At 66.6% G+C, this 17903-nt stretch carries 21 protein-coding genes; 12 read left to right on the forward strand and 9 right to left on the reverse strand.

Translation table 11 applies throughout. The features are described 5' to 3' along the window. Positions 1-5 precede the first annotated feature (5 nt). Together FSZ13_RS00700 and FSZ13_RS00705 are read right to left on the reverse strand one after the other, a co-directional pair. A complete protein-coding gene (locus FSZ13_RS00700) occupies positions 6-1781 on the reverse strand; it encodes a GMC family oxidoreductase (RefSeq protein ID WP_145477527.1) in 1776 nt (591 codons plus the stop codon). A gap of 3 nt (positions 1782-1784) precedes the next feature. Beyond that, positions 1785-2513: a gluconate 2-dehydrogenase subunit 3 family protein gene (locus FSZ13_RS00705; RefSeq protein ID WP_145477528.1), complete on the reverse strand. Its 729-nt coding sequence runs from the start codon at positions 2511-2513 to the stop codon at positions 1785-1787. A gap of 115 nt (positions 2514-2628) precedes the next feature. On the opposite strand from FSZ13_RS00705, the gene FSZ13_RS00710 reads away from it, so the two are divergent. Further along, entirely contained in the window at positions 2629-3564 is a 936-nt protein-coding gene (locus tag FSZ13_RS00710; RefSeq protein ID WP_145477529.1) for a LysR family transcriptional regulator, read from the forward strand. Positions 3565-3571: 7 nt separating this feature from the next. On the opposite strand, the gene FSZ13_RS00715 is transcribed toward FSZ13_RS00710, so the two are convergent. Next, positions 3572-5071, reverse strand: coding sequence for a DUF1254 domain-containing protein (locus tag FSZ13_RS00715; RefSeq protein WP_145477530.1), 1500 nt, complete (start codon positions 5069-5071; stop codon positions 3572-3574). A 165-nt stretch (positions 5072-5236) separates the two neighbouring features. Here FSZ13_RS00715 and FSZ13_RS00720 point away from each other — a divergent pair, with 165 nt between their 5' ends. Further along, positions 5237-5440 (forward strand): hypothetical protein, encoded by a 204-nt coding sequence (locus tag FSZ13_RS00720; RefSeq protein WP_145477531.1) that lies wholly within the window; start codon positions 5237-5239, stop codon positions 5438-5440. A 1-nt stretch (position 5441) separates the two neighbouring features. On the opposite strand, the gene FSZ13_RS00725 is transcribed toward FSZ13_RS00720, so the two are convergent. Both FSZ13_RS00725 and FSZ13_RS00730 read right to left on the reverse strand, forming a co-directional pair. Beyond that, a complete protein-coding gene (locus FSZ13_RS00725) occupies positions 5442-6569 on the reverse strand; it encodes a DUF3667 domain-containing protein (RefSeq protein WP_145477532.1) in 1128 nt (375 codons plus the stop codon). Positions 6570-6656: 87 nt separating this feature from the next. Further along, on the reverse strand, positions 6657-6986 hold the full coding sequence (locus FSZ13_RS00730; protein WP_145477533.1) for a YegP family protein: 330 nt from the start codon (positions 6984-6986) through the stop codon (positions 6657-6659). Between the two features lie 200 nt (positions 6987-7186). Between FSZ13_RS00730 and FSZ13_RS00735 the strand changes: the two genes are divergently transcribed. Next, complete coding sequence (locus tag FSZ13_RS00735) at positions 7187-7579, forward strand: DUF1622 domain-containing protein (protein ID WP_260844055.1); 393 nt, start codon at positions 7187-7189, stop codon at positions 7577-7579. A gap of 85 nt (positions 7580-7664) precedes the next feature. Then, a complete protein-coding gene (locus FSZ13_RS00740) occupies positions 7665-7994 on the forward strand; it encodes a hypothetical protein (RefSeq protein ID WP_145477534.1) in 330 nt (109 codons plus the stop codon). On the opposite strand, the gene FSZ13_RS00745 is transcribed toward FSZ13_RS00740, so the two are convergent. Then, entirely contained in the window at positions 7912-9069 is a 1158-nt protein-coding gene (locus FSZ13_RS00745; RefSeq protein WP_145477535.1) for an alpha/beta hydrolase family protein, read from the reverse strand. The genes FSZ13_RS00740 and FSZ13_RS00745 overlap by 83 nt on opposite strands. Positions 9070-9080: 11 nt before the next feature. Beyond that, complete coding sequence (locus FSZ13_RS00750; RefSeq protein ID WP_145477536.1) at positions 9081-10484, reverse strand: FAD-containing oxidoreductase; 1404 nt, start codon at positions 10482-10484, stop codon at positions 9081-9083. 117 nt (positions 10485-10601) lie between these two features. Between FSZ13_RS00750 and FSZ13_RS00755 the strand changes: the two genes are divergently transcribed. From FSZ13_RS00755 to FSZ13_RS00775, 5 genes are all read left to right on the forward strand, one after another. Continuing rightward, positions 10602-11522 carry an alpha/beta hydrolase gene (locus tag FSZ13_RS00755; RefSeq protein ID WP_145478495.1) on the forward strand — a complete coding sequence of 307 codons (921 nt, stop codon included), beginning with the start codon at positions 10602-10604 and terminating at the stop codon, positions 11520-11522. A gap of 124 nt (positions 11523-11646) precedes the next feature. Next, positions 11647-12957, forward strand: coding sequence for a PAS domain-containing sensor histidine kinase (locus tag FSZ13_RS00760; RefSeq protein WP_260844056.1), 1311 nt, complete (start codon positions 11647-11649; stop codon positions 12955-12957). A gap of 116 nt (positions 12958-13073) precedes the next feature. Further along, positions 13074-14135 carry a hypothetical protein gene (locus FSZ13_RS00765; protein WP_145477538.1) on the forward strand — a complete coding sequence of 354 codons (1062 nt, stop codon included), beginning with the start codon at positions 13074-13076 and terminating at the stop codon, positions 14133-14135. Between the two features lie 225 nt (positions 14136-14360). Beyond that, positions 14361-15044, forward strand: coding sequence for a hypothetical protein (locus tag FSZ13_RS00770; RefSeq protein WP_145477539.1), 684 nt, complete (start codon positions 14361-14363; stop codon positions 15042-15044). 88 nt (positions 15045-15132) lie between these two features. Then, on the forward strand, positions 15133-15423 hold the full coding sequence (locus FSZ13_RS00775; protein ID WP_145477540.1) for a hypothetical protein: 291 nt from the start codon (positions 15133-15135) through the stop codon (positions 15421-15423). Positions 15424-15456: 33 nt separating this feature from the next. Here FSZ13_RS00775 and FSZ13_RS00780 read toward each other — a convergent pair whose 3' ends face one another. After that, positions 15457-15741, reverse strand: coding sequence for a CopG family transcriptional regulator (locus FSZ13_RS00780; RefSeq protein WP_145477541.1), 285 nt, complete (start codon positions 15739-15741; stop codon positions 15457-15459). 77 nt (positions 15742-15818) lie between these two features. On the opposite strand from FSZ13_RS00780, the gene FSZ13_RS00785 reads away from it, so the two are divergent. The 3 genes from FSZ13_RS00785 (at position 15819) to FSZ13_RS00795 (ending at position 17212) form a co-directional block, all read left to right on the forward strand. Next, positions 15819-16118, forward strand: coding sequence for a putative quinol monooxygenase (locus FSZ13_RS00785; protein ID WP_145477542.1), 300 nt, complete (start codon positions 15819-15821; stop codon positions 16116-16118). A gap of 33 nt (positions 16119-16151) precedes the next feature. Continuing rightward, complete coding sequence (locus tag FSZ13_RS00790) at positions 16152-16460, forward strand: hypothetical protein (RefSeq protein ID WP_145477543.1); 309 nt, start codon at positions 16152-16154, stop codon at positions 16458-16460. A 140-nt stretch (positions 16461-16600) separates the two neighbouring features. Next, positions 16601-17212 carry a hypothetical protein gene (locus FSZ13_RS00795; RefSeq protein ID WP_145477544.1) on the forward strand — a complete coding sequence of 204 codons (612 nt, stop codon included), beginning with the start codon at positions 16601-16603 and terminating at the stop codon, positions 17210-17212. Between the two features lie 115 nt (positions 17213-17327). On the opposite strand, the gene FSZ13_RS00800 is transcribed toward FSZ13_RS00795, so the two are convergent. Continuing rightward, positions 17328-17894 carry a hypothetical protein gene (locus FSZ13_RS00800; RefSeq protein ID WP_145477545.1) on the reverse strand — a complete coding sequence of 189 codons (567 nt, stop codon included), beginning with the start codon at positions 17892-17894 and terminating at the stop codon, positions 17328-17330. Between the last annotated feature and the right edge of the window lie 9 nt (positions 17895-17903).

The following is a 17903-nucleotide window of genomic DNA, read 5'->3' on the forward strand; positions in this document are numbered from 1 at the left end:
CCTCCTCAAGCCTGGACCAGGGGGCCCGGATCGGGCAGGTACTTCTCGCGGATGGCCTTGGCCGCCCAGTACGCCAGCCCGCCGACCAGCCCGGTCGGGTTGTAGCCGTTGTTCTGCGGGAAGGCGTTGGCGCCGATCACGAACACATTCGACACGTCCCAGCTCTGCAGGTAGCGGTTCAGCGCCGAGGTCTTCGGGTCCGCGCCCATGATCGCGCCGCCGCAGGTGTGCGTGCTCTGGTACTTGGTGATGTTGTAGTGCTCCCCATCCTTCTTGGCGTCGCCGCTCATCGACAGCGGATTGAGCGTGCGGCTCATCTGCATGGCCTGGTCGACGAAGAACTGCGAGGCCTTGATCTCGTTCGGGTGCCAATCGAAGGTCATGCGCAGCAGCGGGCGGCCGAAGGAGTCCTTGTAGTTGGGGTCCAGGCTCAGGTAGTGCTGGCGATAGGACATGCACGCACCCTGCACCTCGTAATAGAAGTTGTGGCGGAAGTTGTCGGCCGCCGCCTTTTTCCATGCCGCGCCCCAGCTCGGGGTGCCCGAGGGTACGTTGATGCCGCGCACCGGGCCGGCGCCGGGCTGACGAGCCCACACCAGGCCGCCGCCGACGAAACCGGCCTTGGCGTTGTCCAGCTGGTTGCCGTTGAGGTCGTCCATGGTGGTGCCGGCGCCACCGATGCCGATGAAGCCGTTGGCCTGCACGTCCTTGTCGAAGAACAGCACCACCCGGTTGAGGTTCTGGTAGGAGTAATTGCGGCCCACGGTGCCGGTGTTGGTCTGCGGGTCGTAGGCTTCGCCGATGCCGGAGACCAGCATCAGGTGCACGTTGTACAGCTGGAACGCGCACAGCAGCACGATGTCCGCCGGCTGCTCCACTTCACGGCCCTGCGCATCCAGGTAAGTCACCCCGGTGGCTTTGCTGTTGCTGCTGTCCAGGTTCACCTTGAGCACCTGCGAATGGGTGCGCAGTTCGAACTTCGGCCGCTGGCGCAGCACCGGCAGGATGCAGGCGTTCGGGCTGGCCTTGGAATAGTTCAGGCAGCCGTAGTCGCTGCAGAAGCCACAGGCATTGCACGGCCCGAGCTGGCAGCCATAAGGGTTGACATACGGCCCCGAAGCGTTGGACGCCGGAATCGGGTAGGGATGCCAGCCCATTTCCTTGGCTGCCTTGTAGAACAGCTCGCCGCCGAGATAATTCGGATTGGGCCCCAACGGGTACTCGCGCGAACGCGAGCCCTCGAACGGGTTGCCACCCTCCTGCACCACGCCGTTGATCACGCCGGCCTTGCCGGACGTGCCGCACACCAGCTCGAACATGTTCAGGTGCGGCTCCAGCTCGGCATAGGTCACCGGGAAATCCTGGATGGTCATGTCCGCGGGGATGAACGCCTTGCCGTAACGCTGCTCCACATTCGTGCGCAGCTGCAGGTCTTCCGGCAACGGCCGGAAATGCGCGCCCGACCAGTGGCTGCCCGCACCGCCCACGCCGGTGCCGGGCTTGAACGAGCCCATCTGGCGATAGGGCACGGCGGTGTCGGCGATCGAATGCCGGATCGTCACCGTTTCCTGGTTGAGGCTCTGCAGGTACTTGCGGTGCACCGAGCCTTCCAGCTCGTCCACTACCTTGGGGTAGGCGAAGTCGGGCTGGGTATCGCGGTCGCCGCCGCGTTCCAGCGCCACCACGTGCAGGCCGGCGTCGGTGAGTTCCTTGGCCAGGATCGCGCCGGTCCAGCCCATGCCGACGATGACCGCATCGACTTTCGGTTTCGTGATTGCCATCGGTCAGCCCCTCCGCCCGGACAGGTCCACCGGCGGCAGGGGGTAGCCCTTGTCGCGCACGCCGATCCAGTCGATGTAGTCCGCGCGCATGCCCGGGTAGCCGATCATCTTCCAGGCACCCATGTCCTTGTTGGCGCCGTACTTGGGATCGGCGAAGTAACCGTTCTTCACCTCGCCCAGCAGGTTGGAGAAGAACAGCTTGCTGGAGATCGCGTCCAGTTCCAGCTTGCCGCCCTCGGCTGCCTTCAGCAGGGTTTCCTGCTGTTCGTGGCTGAGCTGGGCGAAGGTCTTGCCGTCGAACTGGCTGCGGCAGTGCGCGTCGAACGCATCGATGCCGACCTTCAGGATGTCACGCAGGGCGAGCTTGCCCTGGTAGCCGAACTCGCTGGGCGCTTCCAGGAAGGGGCCCTGCATGTACCAGATGGCGCCGGCGGCATACGGGGTCTGCATGTGGCGATCGAGGAACTCGGGCACGCCCGATTCCACCGCACCCGGGCCGGTATCGTCGGACGGGATCAGGCGGTCGCAGGCGGCGGTGATGAACGCCCACTCGGCGGCGTTGAAGAATTCGGGGCTGTAGTCCCTGGCCGGCGCTGGGGCCGCGGATCCGCCATCGGCGGTGGTGGCGCTGGGCGCGCAGCCGGGAAGCGCGGCGGCAACCGGAATCAGGGTCAGGCCCTGGAAAAAGCGGCGACGGGTCAACGTCGGCCGGCTCTGGTCCTCGTCTTTCATGGGGGTGGCTACCTGTGGGGGGTGGCTGGATGAACCGACCCATTGTGTGTAGGTGGGACGCTTTCTGGAATGGCAAACTGGGAAAGGCGCTGTTGCCTGAAAGGAAATAATCGCCATGATCGACGACCTGGGCGAACTCCGTACCTTCGACCGCATCGTGTTTGGCGGCAGTCTTTCCGCGGCCGCGCGTGAGCTGGGCGTATCGCTGGCGGTGGTCAGCAAGCGGCTGAGCGCGCTGGAGGCACGGCTGCAGGTGCGCCTGCTCAATCGCAGTACGCGGCGTGCGTCGTTGACCGACGATGGCCTGTTGTTCCATGAACATTGCCGGCGCGTGCTCGATGCGGTGGAGGCGGCCGAATCGGCACTTGAAGAGCGCCACTCGGCGGTAGCCGGGGTGCTCAAGCTCACCGCGCCCAACGGATTCGGGCGGCGGCACATCGTGCCGGCGGTGCGCAGTTTCCAGCTGGAGCATCCGGGTGTCAGGGTCCACCTTTCGTTGCGTGACGAGCTGGTTGACCTGGTCGGGGAGGGCGTTGAGCTGGCCATCCGCTATGGCGCACTGGATGATTCGCGGCTGATGGCCCGTCAGCTGGCCCCAAATCGTCGGATCCTGTGCGCCTCGCCGGAGTATCTGCGCAGGCGTGGGGTGCCGACCTGCATCGAGGACCTGCGCGGACATGACTGCATTGCCTCGGGAAATCCGCCGGTGTCGCAGTGGCTGTTCGCCAGTCCCGACGGCGTCCTGGCCATGTCCATCGAAGCATCTACCGTGTGCGACGACGGCGAGGCCGCGCAGCTGATGGCACTGCAGGGCGCCGGGATCGCGCGCAAGTCGATCTGGGACGTGGCCGACGACTTGGAGGCAGGCCATCTGGTCGAGGTGCTCCCGCATTTTGCCTTGGCCACCTCTCCGCTCAGTGCGGTGCACGGGTCGGGCAAGCAGGTGGCGCCACGGGTCCGGGTGTTCCTGGACCACCTGCTCGCGCACCTGCGTTCCTCGGTGGCCTGGCGTTACGCCACGCTTGCGGGCACGGACGTGCACCCCGCATAGCCCTTGCTCAGGCAGGGGCATCCGCGACCGTCAGCGCCGGCTTCTGCCAGGTGCGGTCCAGCACCGCCTTGGCCGGACTGTAGTTGCGAAGAATCAGGTAGAACGGTCCCGCCGGGGCTGGCAGCCAGTTGGATTCCTTGCCCTCACCCGGCGAGGCAGCCTGGATGTACAGCGTCAGACCACCATCGGCGTCGCGCTTGAGCTTGGGCAGCATGGCCGAGTTGATCAGGTAGCGGTCCAGCGGGTTGTCCACCAGCAGCTTGCTCTTGCCGTCGTACAGCGTGACCGACCAGAAGGCGTTGGTGGGCGGCAGCTGGTCCTTGGCAAACCGCAACACGTAGTTGTGCTGGCTGCCATCGGCTGGCGTGCCCTGCGCGTCGACGAAGTAGCTCTGGTAGTCGGCTTCGGACGCCGAATTGCCGTAGATGCCCAGCTTTGCACCCGCAAAGCGATAGAGGTAATTGTCCTTCAGCGCCGCGCGCGTGCCGAACATGTCCGCGCTGGCAACCTTGGCGGTGTTGATTTCAGTAGCAACGAAGCGCTCCAGTTCCTGGTTGGCGTCGGCGATGCCGCCCAACAGGGCTTCCCGGTCGGTGGCAGGAAGCGCCGCCTCGTCAAAGGGTTTGCCGGGCTCGACGCCGATGCCGGCGAAGCGTTGGCGAAGCGCGGTTTCGCTGTCCAGGACAGGCGCGAACTGCAGCAGGAAGTTCAGGTAGGAGAAGAAGCCCAGGCCGTTGGCCTTTTCAGCATCGTACGGCGGGAACGTCAGCGGTGCTGCCGCAGGCGGTGCCGGGGTGCCCAGGAACGCGCTGAGCGGTTGGACCTTGTACTGCGCCTGCAGCCGCTTGACGTTGTCCAGGTCCGAGGGCGCCAACAGCTGCGTGCGGAACAGCGCGTACGCCAGCTGGGTCTCGGCACGGAACACCTGGCGCACGCCCTTGGGCGTTTCACCGTTCCAGCCCGGCCCGGCGACCATGAACGCACCGGCCTTGCCCTCGGTCGCCGACCGGTTGATGTAGGCGAAATTGTAGGTGTACAGATCGATCAGCTGCACGGAGAAGTAACGCTTGGCGTCGATCGCCGGCACGCTTATCACCACCGGCTCGGCGCGCAGGTCCATCCACAGGAAGGAATAGGGCGTGTCCGAATTGGGGGTGATGATGGCCGTGTCCTTCGGGGTCGCCACCGTGGCCACGTTGCCGATTTCGTTGAAGCCGGCATGGAAGTTGGCGCCACCCCGATCCACCGCCTGCTGGTACAGGGTCTTGTAACCCTCCACGAGCGGGAAGCCCCATATGTAGGCGTCCTTGGCGGTGGCGCGCAACGCGCTGGTACGCGCAGCGGCGGGCGCGGCAGGCGGGGCCGATGCGGCCGGGGTGGGCGTCGCGGCAGCCGTGTCGGGCTCGCGCTTGCCGCACGCTGCCAACGCGCACAGGGTGATCAGTGCGAAGCCGAACCGGCGGGTCAGGTACGGAGCATGTCGAGCCGGGGTGTAGAACGTCGCCATCTGGGCAGCCTGCGTCGGGCGGAGGTGGTGATGAGCATGACGCCCGCTTCAATCACGCTCCACCGAAATAGCTGCAACCCCGGCGCGTAAAACTACTTAACTCACGATCCAGGTGCTTCACGTTGGGCTTGCTAGAGTCGACGCACTTCAAGGAGAAGCCTGGCCATGACCCTTACCGACCACCAGCTCGCCGTCCTGCGCGCGATCCACGCCACCGATCCGGTTTCGGCCGAAGACGCAACGTGGGCGGTCACCGCGGGACTGGCCGTGCAGGCCGAGGATGCGGATATCGATCTCACCCCGGCTGGCCGGCATGCGCTGGACCAAGGGCAGCCCGCGCCGCCGGCAGCGCCCGGCCGCGCGCCCTGAATCAGATGTTGGCCAGGCTGGCCAGCGCGAGCAGCGCCGTAGCGACCGTGACGACACTGAAGTACAGCCAGCCCAGCACCGTGAACTTGAGCGACGTGACCAGCCATGACTCCCCATAAACCCGGCGCTGCATCACCAGCAGGTAGATCGGCATCCACACCAGCACGCCGGCGATGGCCAGGCCGATCAGGATGTCGGCGCCGGGGATTCCGGCCAGCGGGGTACCCAGCATCGACAGCAGCAGGACGCCCAGCAGGCCCACGCACAGGAATGCATGGCTGTACAGCGCCACTACCAGGTGCTCCAGGTACAGGCGGCCGCTGCCCAGGTAGAACACCTTCAACAGCAGCGCGAACAACGGCACCAGCACGAACAGCACCGACGGAACCGAAGAGAAGAACGCATTCACGGCCAGCTGCGGATTCTCGCTCACCCGCGGCAGGTTCTTGCGGATGGCAGCGGCCTTGCCGTCGAGCCAGTGGTTCACGAAGTCCGGCAGCCCGTCTATCTGCACCGGCTTGGAATGCCCACCCGTGGACGCCGGCGCCTTTGGCTTGACCGCAACCGGTGCGGTCGCGGCAACGCCCGCCGGCTGCGCTGCCAGTTCCTGGTTGCGCCGTACCGCCTGCTTCTCGACCTTCTCGATGGCCGTGTCCAGCGGCGCGCGCAGGCGCTCCGGCATGGCCTGCCGCGACTGCGCCAACGGTGCCACCAGTGCACGCCGCACCTGTTCCACTTCGGCGCTGCTGGTCGCATCCCGGAACGCGCCTGGCACTTCGGGCGGCGTGGCGGTCTGCTGGATGAAAGTGCCTCCATCCACATGCACGGCGAGCCGGGCAACGAAGAAGGTCAGCACGCTCAGGATCACGAAAAGCCGCATCGGCGGCACGTACCTCGCGCGATGCCCGGCCAGGTAGCTGGCCGCCAGCCGGCCGGGCAGCAGCAGCTGGCGCAGGGTGCGGAAGATGCGCCCATCCAGGTGCCAGAACGACTCGAACACTTCCTCCACCGCATGCCCGAAGCTGCGTACCGGGCTATGTGCCGATTGCCCACACTGGTGGCAGAAGTCGCCGTGCAGGGCAGCAGTGCAGTTCTCGCAGGCGGCAAGGGGGGACGCGGAAGCACTCATCAGGGCCGGGGCAAGGGCAGGGAAGGCGCATAACATAGCCGGGCCCCCGCCCGGCTGCCAGTGCCCGCGGCATGGTGGAACGCGGCCTCAGGCCTGGTCGTCGATGGGTGCCTCCGGGCCATTGGTCATCACCGAGCGGATGCCGATTTCGCGGGCGCTGGGTGAGGTGTAGGTCTCGCTGGTGCCGATGGTTTCACCGTTGGCGGAAAGCAGGTTGAACATCGGCTGGCCGTTGGCGGCGGACGTCCGCTGGTAACGGTCGTCGTAGGGCGCGTTGGCGCGGACCGAGCCAATGCCGGACAGCGCGCTGTGCCTGGCGGTGTAGCGCTCGCTGCGCAGGATCACTTCGTTGTTGCCGGCTTTCAATACAAAGTGGTACTGGGAGCCGGAGAGGGTCAGGACGTATCGAGCGGCCACGGGAACTCCTTCAGGCGTGCCGGGGAGGGTCGCTTGAATGTCTGTCGGGCCCCGGCAGGTGTCTATCCTCAATCCGACCGGGCCATGCATTCTTCACTGGCGGCGGGCAAGTAGAAGTACTGACGCGCCGTCCGGCCTGCCTCCGCGATCCTCTGCATGGACATGTAGGCCGTGAGATCGGCATCCACCGGAGTTGACCCGTGTACCTTGCTGCCACCACCCGCCCCCTGGACCCGCTACCGCTGCAGAGCTGGCTGGTGACACTCACCGAGCCGGTGGTCACCATCATCGCGTTGCTGGCCCTGATCCTGATCACACTGGCGACGATCAAGGCGTTCGCGAAGATGATGCGGTTGATGGTGCGCGGTGGCAGCCATCCCGAGCGCAGGGCCTTGTGGCTCGAATATGGCCGCTGGCTGGTGGCCGGCCTTACCCTGCAGCTGGCCGGGGATATCGTGGAATCGGCCATTTACACCACGTGGGACTCGATCGGCCAGCTCGCCGCCATCGCGGTGGTGCGGACGTTCCTGAATTATTTCCTGGAACGCGACATCGAAGAGGTCCGCGAGCGCCAGCATGGCGACATTCCGTGATTTTCGCGCTGCGTTCGCAGCACCCTGCACGCGGAGTCCACGTCCCGATCCCTAGAGTCGGTCCGACCCCGTTCCGGTGCGACACGTGAACCTGCAGACCCGCATTCCCCAGCCTTTGCCCCGCCGTCCGAATCCCGACACCTGTCAGTTCGAACTGCTTGACGTGGACGCCCTGCAGGACCCGTGCAGCGGACGCATCGTGCATCTGTACGCAATGGTCGCCCGCTGCCTGTCGTGCGAGTCGGTGTTCAAGGCGCACGAAGGGCAGGGGTTCGTCAGCACCTCGGTCGCCCGCGTGCTGCGCTGCCCCACCGGGTGCGGCGAACAGGCCCTCAGGGGCGCGGTGCTGCGTCAGTGGAGCGCGCCGCCGCCGGTAACGTCGCCGGCGCCGGTGCCGCTGGCCTGCCCAGCGTAACGACCGCGTCGACGATCTGCTCCGGAGTGAAGTCGCAGTGGCCCGTGCCGGTAGCCGGCAAGGTGGTGAGCTGCGCGGCAGCGCCCGCCTTGGCGACCAACGCCGGATACACCGCCTCGAGGCGCGGCGTCACCGAGGGATCCTCGCGGTTGTACTGAAGCAGCAGGGGCCGGCGGAGGGCGCCGGTCAGTGCCAGGTCGCGGTCCAGCCTGGCCTGTGCCGCTGGGTCTGCCGCCACCCTTCGCACGCCGGCGTTGAACGCCTTGTCGTCGCCAAACCCCGCGTACGCCGTTTCATGATTTCCTGCCGGCATGCCTCCGGCGCGTTTGAGCAGTTGCTGGAACACCAGCGCATGCAGGCTGAGCGTGCCTGAAAGCTCGTCCGGCGTCACTTCCAGCCGCCTCGCCAGCACTCCTGCGGCCTTCGGGTTGCCCTTCACGGCAGCGTCGATCGCGGCAAACAACTCACCCTGTGGGAGTGTCACCGCGTCCGCCGACGCCAGGCCTGCGACGGGCAAGCCCCTGGCGTTCGGGAAGAAGTACTCGAAGGCCAGTAGCGAGGTCAGCATTTCCGCCGCCAGTACGCTGCCCGGCAGGTTCGCCCCGCACAGGGATGCGCCACCGGCATAATGCGCGGGCAGCCGTTCAAGCGTGGCGATGGCGACCGCGCCGCCCATCGAAAACCCCATGATCCAGGTATGGCGGGTGTCCGGATGCTCGCGCAGGAACTGCGCACGCAGCCGCTCCAGATCGTCGATGGCATCCTTCACCGCCCAGCCCTGGCTGCGGTAACCGCTCTGCGCAACCGCATAGCCGGCCTTGCCCAGCGCTTCGGTCCAGGGATTGGCCGGCCAGGGATCCGGTCGCGGCGTGCCGACCGGTTCGAAGCCATGCGCATACATCACCAGCTCGCCGTTCCAGTGCGCGGGCACGTCAATGCGCCAGGGGGCGCCCTGCAGGGTGCCCGTTTCCGTACGCGGCGGCTGGTCGGACGTGCGCGGCCTGCTCCATGCCGGCGCCGGCAGCAGGCTGCAACACAGACCGATGCACAGCAGGAGAGGGCGGGCTTTGCGCATCCGGTGCATCCTCAATCGGTGGCTGGCGCAAGATCCACCAGCAGGGTGGGAATCAACTCGGAAACCGTCGGGTGGATCGGCACGGCCCAGCGCAGGTCATCCAGTGGCCGGTCCGCGCTCATCGTGTCGAGGATGCCGTGGATGGCCTCGTCGCCGCCAGTGCCGAGGATCGCCGCGCCCAGGATGCGGCGTGTGCCGGCATCGGCCACCACTTTCATGAAGCCCTGGGTCTCGCCTTTCTCCACGGCGCGGCCGACTTGGGTCATCGGTCGCTTGGACACCAGCAGCGGGCGTCCGCTCCGCGCCGCCTCGGTTTCCGACATGCCGGCCCGGCCCAACGGCGGGTCGATGAAGAGCGCGTAGCCGGGCACGCGCTGGCTGACCCGCCGCTCTTCGCCGTCGAGCAGGTTGGCCGCCACGATCTCGAAGTCGTTGTACGCGGTATGGGTGAAGGCGCCGCGGCCATTGCAGTCGCCCAGCGCCCAGACCCCGGGCACGGAGGTCTGCAGCTGGTCATCCACCGTGATGTAGCCACGCTCGTCGGTCTTGATGCCGGCCTTGTCCAGGCCCAGGTCGTCGGTGTTCGGGCGCCGCCCGATGGCGATCAGCAGGTGGCTGCCAATCACCTCGGTCGTACCGGCCGCAACCGAAACGCCATCGGGGTGGCGTGCGAACGTCATGTCGCTCACCCCGGTGTGCACCGCGATGCCTTCGGCCTCCAGGATCGCGCGCGCCGCCTCCGATACATCAGGATCCTCGCGGGATATCAGGCGGTCGGACCGCTCCAGGATGCTGACCTGCGCCCCGAAGCGTCGATACATCTGCGCGAATTCCAGCCCGATGTAACTCCCACCGACCACCACCAGGTGGCGGGGCAGGGTCTCCAGCGCGACCATGCTGCTGTTGGTCAGGTACGGCACCTCCGCCAGCCCGGGCATGTCCGGCACCGCTGCACGCCCACCCACGTTGATGAAAATGCGCGGCGCGGTCAGCCGCACGCCGTCCACCACCACGGCGTCCGGGCCATCGAAGCGCGCATGGCCCCGGATCAGTTCGACGCCCGCCATGCTGCCCAGCCAGTGCTCATTGCTGCTACGCGAGTCCAGGATGACCTTGCGTGCCCGTGCGGCCACCACGCCCATGTCCACGGTAATCGGTCCGCTGGAGAAGCCGTACTCCGCGCCGCGTCGGGCCGTGTGCGCGGCGTACGCACTGGCCACCAGTGTCTTGGTCGGCTTGCAACCGGTGTTCACGCAGGTGCCGCCAACCAGATGACGTTCGATGATCGCGACCCGCATGCCCGCCTCGTGCAGGCGGCCCGCCAGTGCAGGGCCGGCCTGGCCGGTGCCGATGATGATGGCATCGAAGCGGCCGTCGGGAACGGGTGTGGAGGAAGTTGCATCGGAACTGGGCATGGAAGGATCCTTTGACGGGTCTTGTATGATCCCGATGGCCGCCACGGGAGGCGGTATCAGGTTCACCATGGAGATGAAGCGTTGAACTATCTGGTAGTGGGTGTTGTGGTTCTGTCGATGCTGGCCGGGTGTGCCCAGGCCCCTCAATCCGCCGCCGCTGCGGCACCGCGTCCGGCGCCACTCGCGCCGACCGTTGACAAGGCCACCGCGCTCGGCGGTCAGCGCGCCGCCGGCGCGCCGTATGAGGTGGTCGGCAGCGAAGTCTGGGACGTGAAGGATCCGGTGTCCGGCCGCACCTACCAGGTGTTCGTCGCGCTTCCCGCGTCATACGCCGAGTCGCCCGGGCGCAGGTACCCGGTGCTGTATGTCACCGATGCCGACTACGCATTCCCGTTGGCGCGGCAGATCGGCCGCCGCCTCAATGTAGAGGGACCGAAGCTGCAGGAGTTCATCCTGGTCGGCTTGTCCTATGCGGTCGGCGACGATGGCGTGACCAGCCGACGCCGCGACTACACGCCCACACGCAAGGGGCCCAGCAGCGCGCCCGCGGAGGCGGTGCACGGCGAAGCGGCGCCTTACATCACGTACCTGCGCGAGCAGGTGCTGCCGTTCGTGGCCGGCCGCTACCGTACCGACGAAAGCCAACGCCTGCTGCTGGGACACTCCTACGGCGCGCTGTTGGGCACCCAGATCCTGTTTACCGACCCGGGCCTGTTTGCCGGCTACATCCTCGGCAGCCCCTCGTACTGGTACGACAAGCATGTGATGGAGCGTTTCGAGCGGGACCATGCCAGCGCCCACGACGACCTGCCTGCGTCGGTGTACATGTATGTAGGCGAGCGGGAAACCCCGGCCTTCGGCAACGATGCCGACATGGTGGCCGACGCACGGCGGATGGACGCCGCCCTGCGTGCGCACCGCTATCCATCGCTGCGCCTGCAGCTTGACGTGCTGAATGATGAAGATCATCTCAGCGTCGCCCCGCGCGGGCTGACGAAGGGCTTGAAGTACCTGCTGGCCGCCGACGCGGCGAAGTGAGAAGGCCGGAGGCGGGATGGGAATGAACAGTTCAGCTTGAAGCGCGAAAGATTGGCACTCGGCCGCCACTCACGCAGGGATCACGCGGTGATAATGATCCCATCACCGCTGCAACGATGGATTGATGGATCGATACCGCCAGATCGTGGACCTGTCCGAGGACTGCATCAAAGAGCTGGACCTGGACGGGGTCGTAGTCGCCATCAATGACAATGGTCTGAAGCTGTTCCGGGCCACGCAGCCTGAAGACATGCTGGGCAGGGACTGGAAGGCAATGTGGCCGCCGCTCGCGCAGCCGCTGGTCGAGCAGGCGTTGGCCGCCGCGGTGCGGGGCGGCAAGGTGGAATTCGAAGCCTCCGCGCTGGATGGCAAGGGAATGCTGCGCGACTGGCGCGTGCGGGTGGCCGCGCTGCGGGATGGCGGCAGCATCGTGGGCGTACTGGCGGTCAGTTCCGATGTGACCGCGCGTAATGCCGCGCTCGCCGCCGCCGATGTGCTGGGCGCCGCGTTCGACGCCAAGGCCGATGAGGCGGGTGCGTTGCTCGCCAGTGCGGCGAGTCGCGAGGCAAACCTGATCGAGACACTGCGCAGGAGCCAGTCGCGCCTGTTGGCCACCAACCTGGCGTACCAGGAGCTGGAGGTGCGGCATTTCCAGGTCGCCCAAGGCCGTGACTTCGCGGTAGCGGCGCAGCGCGCTGCGGAGATGATCGCCGACCACGCCCAGAAGGGCGAAGCGGTGGGTCAGTTGCTGGCCGGCGTCGTCCACGATCTCAACAATTTCCTGCAGTCGGCCACCGCGGCGATCGACGTGGTCATGGCCAGTGGCGAACTGAGTCCGAAGAACGCTCGCCTTCTGGACATCGCCGAAGCCGCGCTGGAGCAGGGCGCGGAAATGTCGCAGCGGCTCATCGGGTTTGCCCGGCAACACCCGTACCGCCCCGAGCCGGTCGAGCTGGCTGCTCTGGTCAAGAAGATGCAGCCGCTGCTGGAGCAGGCGGTGGGCGCGGGCATCGCGTTGATCGTCGATCCCAGCGACCCGGCGTGCTGCGCCATGGTGGACCGCAATACGCTCGAGCGCGCCCTGTTGAACCTGGTGGTCAACGCGCGCGATGCCTGCGTGCCCGGCGACAGCATCCGGGTCACCACCGGTCGGCTCAGCGTTGCGGAGGGCGGCGGCACGAGCACCCGCGTGCCGGGCGAGTACGTCACCCTCACCGTATCCGACACCGGCTGCGGCATGAGCAACGATGTGCTGTCGCGCGTGTTCGAGGTGTACTTCACCACCAAGCCGCCGGGCGAGGGCTCGGGCCTGGGCTTGCCGCAGGTGCACAGCGCGGTGCGCCAGGCCGGTGGTTTCGTGACCGTGAGCTCCAGCCCTGGCGCGGGTGCCAGTTTCGAGCTGGCCTTGCCGCGCGTACAGGGCGACAACGACTGACCGAAGGTGCGCCTGCACACCGTGCAGATAATCGGGTCTCACCGCTTTCACCTCGCTTCGCGCAGCCTCGCTTTCACAGCTGCACCCGCAGCATGAGAACGGAGAAGCACGACCCGATGAACACCCGAATCGACTACCCGGAACGCGGCGCAGCAGGCCCCGGCGTTGCGGTCATCAATGAAACCACGGTCATTCCAGCGACACCGGAAAGCGCCGTGTCGTGGAGCGCGATCTTTGTCGGCGCGGTGGCGGCTGCAGCGCTGTCGATGATCCTGCTGATCCTGGGCGTCGGCCTGGGCCTTTCCTCGGTGTCGCCGTGGTCGTTTGAAGGCGTCACCAAGGAAACGTTCGGCTGGGCCAGCATTGCCTGGCTGACCTTCACTGCACTCGCGGCCTCTGGCCTGGGCGGCTACCTGGCCGGCCGCCTTCGCACGAAGTGGACCCGCCTGCACGGCGATGAAACCTACTTCCGCGACACCGCGCATGGCTTCGCCTCGTGGGCCGTGGCAACGCTGCTCACCGCCGGCCTGCTGACCTCCGCCATTGGCGGCGTGCTGGGTGCGGGGGCCAAGGTGGCCGGTGCCACCGCAGGCGCCGCCGCGTCGACCGCCGGCGTTGCAGCCGCAGGCGCCGGTTCGGCCGTCGCGATGGACCCGGAGCAGGGCGACTTGGGCTACTGGGTGGATTCGTTGTTCCGCCGTGCCCCCGGCACCGACGCTGCGCCGGGTACGCCGCCGCCGCCGGGCGCCGCCCCGACCGCTCCGGATGCCGCCGTCGGTCCGGCCATGGCTGGCCCCGCGACGCCGCGTGTGGCGCCGCCGCGCCCGATGCCGGGTCCGGGCATGGGTGATCGTCGTGAGGTGCGTGCGGAAGTCAACCGCATCATCGTCACCAGCCTGCAGGGCCAGGGCCTGAGCCCCGCCGACCAGCAGTACCTGGGCCAGCTGATCGCCCGGGAGACCGGAATGAGCCAGGCGGAAGCCGAAGCCCGTGTCACCGACATCCAGACCCGCATGCGTGCGGCGCTGGAGGAAGCGAAGAACACCGCCAAGCAGGCGGCTGATGATGCCCGCAAGGCGACTGCCTACGCCGCGCTGTGGCTGTTCATCACGCTGCTGATCGGCGCCTTCGTGGCCAGCCTCACCGCCACCTGGGGCGGCCGTCGCCGCGACCTGTAACTTCATCGAGCAAGGAGAACCGACATGAAAATGCTGCTGCTGTGGGCACTGGGCGTGCCGATCCCGCTGTTGATCCTGTGGGCCATCTTTACCTGAGCATGATCCGCACGTAAGAACGAAGAAGGCCGCCTCCGGGCGGCCTTCTGCATTGCTGCACGGCAGCGGGAAATGGGCCCGTGCTCCCGCTATCGTCGCGCTCCACACCCGCGTGAGAATGGAAGCAGCATGAAGCGCACCACCGGATCGTTACTGGCAGTCCTGGGCCTGATGACCATCGCAGGCACCACGTATGCTGCAGACGCCCCCAAGCGGCCCAGCGTCGAACAGCTGCAGAAGCTCGTTGTCGACCGAACCCCGCAGAAGACCGTGGATACCCCGGACCACGACCGCATCACCGCGCGCCGCATCGACATCGTCGACGAGAAGGGCACCATCCGCATGACCCTGTCCGGGCAGACCCCGGCGCCCATCATCGACGGCATCCAGTACAAGCGCGCCTTCAACGTCGCTGGCATGGTCCTGTACGACGACAAGGGCAGCGAACGCGGTGGCTTCGGCACCGCCGACCTCAATGGCGGCATGGCCGTGCTGGCGCTGGACCACCCGGCCATGGACGCGATCGGCTGGCGCGTGTCCCCAGACGGCGAAGTACGGTTCTCGATCAACCAGGCGCCGCCCCTTATCCGCGAGCCCAAGCTCGACAACCGGCTCATCCCCGGCGTAGCAACGCCCACCCGCATCCAGCTGGTGGTAGGCGCCGACGGCACGCCGGCCATCGCACTCAACGACAAGGCGGACCGCGCCCGTCTGCGCCTCACCGTCACCCCGGAAGGTTACGGCGCCATCGAGTTCCTGGACGCGCAGGGCAAGGTCATACACACCTTGGCCCCGGAAGCGAACCTGCCCTGAGCCTGGAGCTGCCCCTGGCAGCCACGCTTGACCCCAAGGCAGGCGGCGCCCGAAGATCGGCACTGACCAACGGGATCAGGGATCGAGCATGGCCGGCATCATCGGGGATCTGCTGGAGGGCATTGCTGGATTCGTGACCGACGTGTGGCTGCTTCGCCGGCAGCGCAGCGCCAGGGGCCGTCCCGGGAACAGCTGGGGAAACGATGCCGCCGACGTCTTCATGTTCAACGCATGGGCGATCGGCCTGTCGATCGTAGCGGTCGCGCTCGCATCGATCCTGTTCTTCGTGCTGAAGCTTCCGCCATGGATCAGCCTCGCCCCGGTAGTGGCAGGTGGGATCTATCTCGGCTATCGGTGGCTGGCCCTGGCGCGGGCGTGAGATTGAGGCTGGAGCTTCCCGACCCTTGAAGCGCTACCTGCGCCATTTCCTTGCGGACGGCTGTGCCGCCTCCTGGCCATTGAGCCGCAGCTGCAGATATGTGCGAATGTCCGCCCAGGCAATGCTTTCGCCGGATTCCAGAAAACCCTCGTACCGTTGCTGAGCCAATGCATGCAAGCCAGATTTCGCCTCCGCACGTTCGGTTTTCTCCGTGATCGCTTGCACAATGAAGTCGTGGGGCAGACTTCCAGTCTCAGCGGCAGCGCGGGCAATACGGGAGCTCATGCCTTCCGGCAAGTGGAGTGTGATCATCATCATTCTGGGTCGAGGCGGAGGGCGCACAAAGACTGTAGCGCAAGCATACTATTGACCCACCTCAAGGGTCAGGACCAGCCATGTATGGATTGATCGGCAAGATGCTCGTCGCACCCGGCCAACGCGACGCGGTGATCGATATCCTTCTGCAGGGGACGGGATCCATGCCTGGCTGCCAGAACTACATCGTGGCCCGCGACCCCACCGACCAGAACGCAATCTGGATCACAGAGGTGTGGGACAGCGCGGAGCAGCACCGCGCCTCACTGGCATTGCCGGCAGTGCAGCAGGCCATTGCCCAGGCGCGGCCGTACATCACCGGCTTCGGCGAGCGCTTCGAAACCGAGCCGGTGGGTGGTTTTGGGTTGCCGGGTGCATAGCGAGCGATAGACATGCGCTTCTCGAGAACCATCATGTACCGCGTGGTCATGATCCCGCTGATCCTCATCATGGGAGTCATCAATCATTATGCAGAGCTGAGCCGGAGCGAATTGATGTTTATCGGTGGTCTGTGCATGGCCATTGCCGCAAGACTGACCGACAAGTTCCTCATGGAATGGAAACCGCTGCTGATCACGCTGGCTTGCTCACTGGTCGGGCTGCTGGTGTTCCAGGAATGGCCTGCCGGCAGATACCTCAGCGAGGCAACGCTGTGGTGGAGCATCTTCACCATTCCTTTCCTGGCCTTTTCGCGACCGGAGAAGCAGGCAAAGCGACGCTAGGGCGCCGGTATGGATCGGGCAGGCTTCGCTGGCCGGTATCTTTTCTGAGCGCGGCACAGTAGTTGTACGGGCGCGCCGGGGCAGGGCAGCTGATGCAATGCCGGGGCATCGGCCGTCCGGCCGCCGTCCTGGAGCTTTCCATGCGCATTCGTACCCTTTCCCCCTCCGCCGTGCTCGTTGCGGCTCTCGTCGCCGCCGGCGCGAGCATTGCCGCACCGCCCGCCGCTACACCCGCCGCCCGTACCATGCCAGGGCCCGTCAACGCCGCATCCGCAGGGATAACCCTGCAGGGCACGATCACCGCGCTGGATACCCGCACCCGTGCGGTCACCGTGACCGGTGCCGATGGGGGTGCGCTGGAATTCGTCGCCGGCGCCGACGTGCGCAATTTCAACCAGCTGAAGGTAGGCGACAAGGTCACCCTCGATTACACCGCCGCGGTGGCCCTGGACCTGCAACCGGCCGGCAGCGCGCCGGTGGGACTGACAAAGTCGCAGTCGCAGACCATTCCGACCCGCGGCGCCAAGCCGGGCGGCGCACGCTCGAGCACGATAGAGCTGGTCACCGAGGTGGCAGCGGTGAATCCCACCGCCAACACCATCGCCCTGCGAGGCCCCAGCGGCAACACCCAGCTCATCGCGGTAGAACGCCCGGACCTGCGCGCCAAACTACCGAGCGTGAAGCGGGGCGATCTGGTCAAGATTTCCTACACCCAGGCGGTCGCGGTGGCGATTCGCCACGACGGTCAGTAATCGCTACGCCGGACGAACGCTGACGGCATGAACCACCGCATGGGCCCCGCCACGGAATGTGGCGGGGCCTTTCAGTGTGCTCGTGAATCCGGGCCGCGCAGGAGGCGGGTGGCGATTACAGCGCCCCTTCGCTGCCGGAATACGTGACGCTCCACGGCTTTCCCTTCTGGTCGGTCATGCACGACCAAGGCGCATCCGCGCCGGGCACGCGCACCTTGACCAGGATCCCGGCTTCCGCACCCAGCGCCTCGCTAACCGCGAGCTTCGCAGCGGGGACACGGGTCTTGGCGGCCACGGCAGCCAGGCAGGCCTTCTCTGCAGCGGGATGCGATTCTCGCGGTGCCGCGCCGGCCGGCGACGCGTCCTGAGCGGCGGATGCGGTCGAAACCACCCTGCACACGCCATTGGCGCGGTTCTTCCCGGTGTAGCTCACATCGCTGGAGCCATCCGGATTCCGACTCACCGAGACGGTGACGCCAAGTTTGGCATCCCTCGCTTCGTAGTAGTTCTCATTGGATACCTTCAACGCGGCCTCGCGACCATTGATGAAGGCCGGCCCGCCCTCGTCCACGTGCAGCTCGATGTTGCCCGGGCAGGTGGCGTTGAGCTGCGGGATCTGCGCCTGCGCCTCGAAGGCGGCCAGCGAAGCAAGTAGGGATACGGATACCAGCATTGCGTTCATCGGCGAACT

Origin of the sequence: Stenotrophomonas rhizophila, assembly GCF_007667275.1 — a bacterium.
Classification (GTDB): domain Bacteria; phylum Pseudomonadota; class Gammaproteobacteria; order Xanthomonadales; family Xanthomonadaceae; genus Stenotrophomonas; species Stenotrophomonas maltophilia_AE.

Excerpts from the sequence above, each read along its gene's own strand:
- FSZ13_RS00780 (WP_145477541.1), bottom strand. The coding sequence starts at position 15,741 with ATGATGATGATCACACTCCACTTGCCGGAAGGCATGAGCTCCCGTATT.
- FSZ13_RS00715 (WP_145477530.1), bottom strand. The coding sequence starts at position 5,071 with ATGGCGACGTTCTACACCCCGGCTCGACATGCTCCGTACCTGACCCGC.
- FSZ13_RS00785 (WP_145477542.1), top strand. The coding sequence starts at position 15,819 with ATGTATGGATTGATCGGCAAGATGCTCGTCGCACCCGGCCAACGCGAC.
- FSZ13_RS00765 (WP_145477538.1), top strand. The coding sequence starts at position 13,074 with ATGAACACCCGAATCGACTACCCGGAACGCGGCGCAGCAGGCCCCGGC.
- FSZ13_RS00800 (WP_145477545.1), bottom strand. The coding sequence starts at position 17,894 with ATGAACGCAATGCTGGTATCCGTATCCCTACTTGCTTCGCTGGCCGCC.
- FSZ13_RS00775 (WP_145477540.1), top strand. The coding sequence starts at position 15,133 with ATGGCCGGCATCATCGGGGATCTGCTGGAGGGCATTGCTGGATTCGTG.
- FSZ13_RS00705 (WP_145477528.1), bottom strand. The coding sequence starts at position 2,513 with ATGAAAGACGAGGACCAGAGCCGGCCGACGTTGACCCGTCGCCGCTTT.
- FSZ13_RS00745 (WP_145477535.1), bottom strand. The coding sequence starts at position 9,069 with ATGCGCAAAGCCCGCCCTCTCCTGCTGTGCATCGGTCTGTGTTGCAGC.
- FSZ13_RS00725 (WP_145477532.1), bottom strand. The coding sequence starts at position 6,569 with ATGAGTGCTTCCGCGTCCCCCCTTGCCGCCTGCGAGAACTGCACTGCT.
- FSZ13_RS00795 (WP_145477544.1), top strand. The coding sequence starts at position 16,601 with ATGCGCATTCGTACCCTTTCCCCCTCCGCCGTGCTCGTTGCGGCTCTC.
- FSZ13_RS00700 (WP_145477527.1), bottom strand. The coding sequence starts at position 1,781 with ATGGCAATCACGAAACCGAAAGTCGATGCGGTCATCGTCGGCATGGGC.
- FSZ13_RS00790 (WP_145477543.1), top strand. The coding sequence starts at position 16,152 with ATGTACCGCGTGGTCATGATCCCGCTGATCCTCATCATGGGAGTCATC.
- FSZ13_RS00755 (WP_145478495.1), top strand. The coding sequence starts at position 10,602 with ATGCTGGCCGGGTGTGCCCAGGCCCCTCAATCCGCCGCCGCTGCGGCA.
- FSZ13_RS00760 (WP_260844056.1), top strand. The coding sequence starts at position 11,647 with ATGGATCGATACCGCCAGATCGTGGACCTGTCCGAGGACTGCATCAAA.
- FSZ13_RS00770 (WP_145477539.1), top strand. The coding sequence starts at position 14,361 with ATGAAGCGCACCACCGGATCGTTACTGGCAGTCCTGGGCCTGATGACC.
- FSZ13_RS00710 (WP_145477529.1), top strand. The coding sequence starts at position 2,629 with ATGATCGACGACCTGGGCGAACTCCGTACCTTCGACCGCATCGTGTTT.
- FSZ13_RS00750 (WP_145477536.1), bottom strand. The coding sequence starts at position 10,484 with ATGCCCAGTTCCGATGCAACTTCCTCCACACCCGTTCCCGACGGCCGC.
- FSZ13_RS00720 (WP_145477531.1), top strand. The coding sequence starts at position 5,237 with ATGACCCTTACCGACCACCAGCTCGCCGTCCTGCGCGCGATCCACGCC.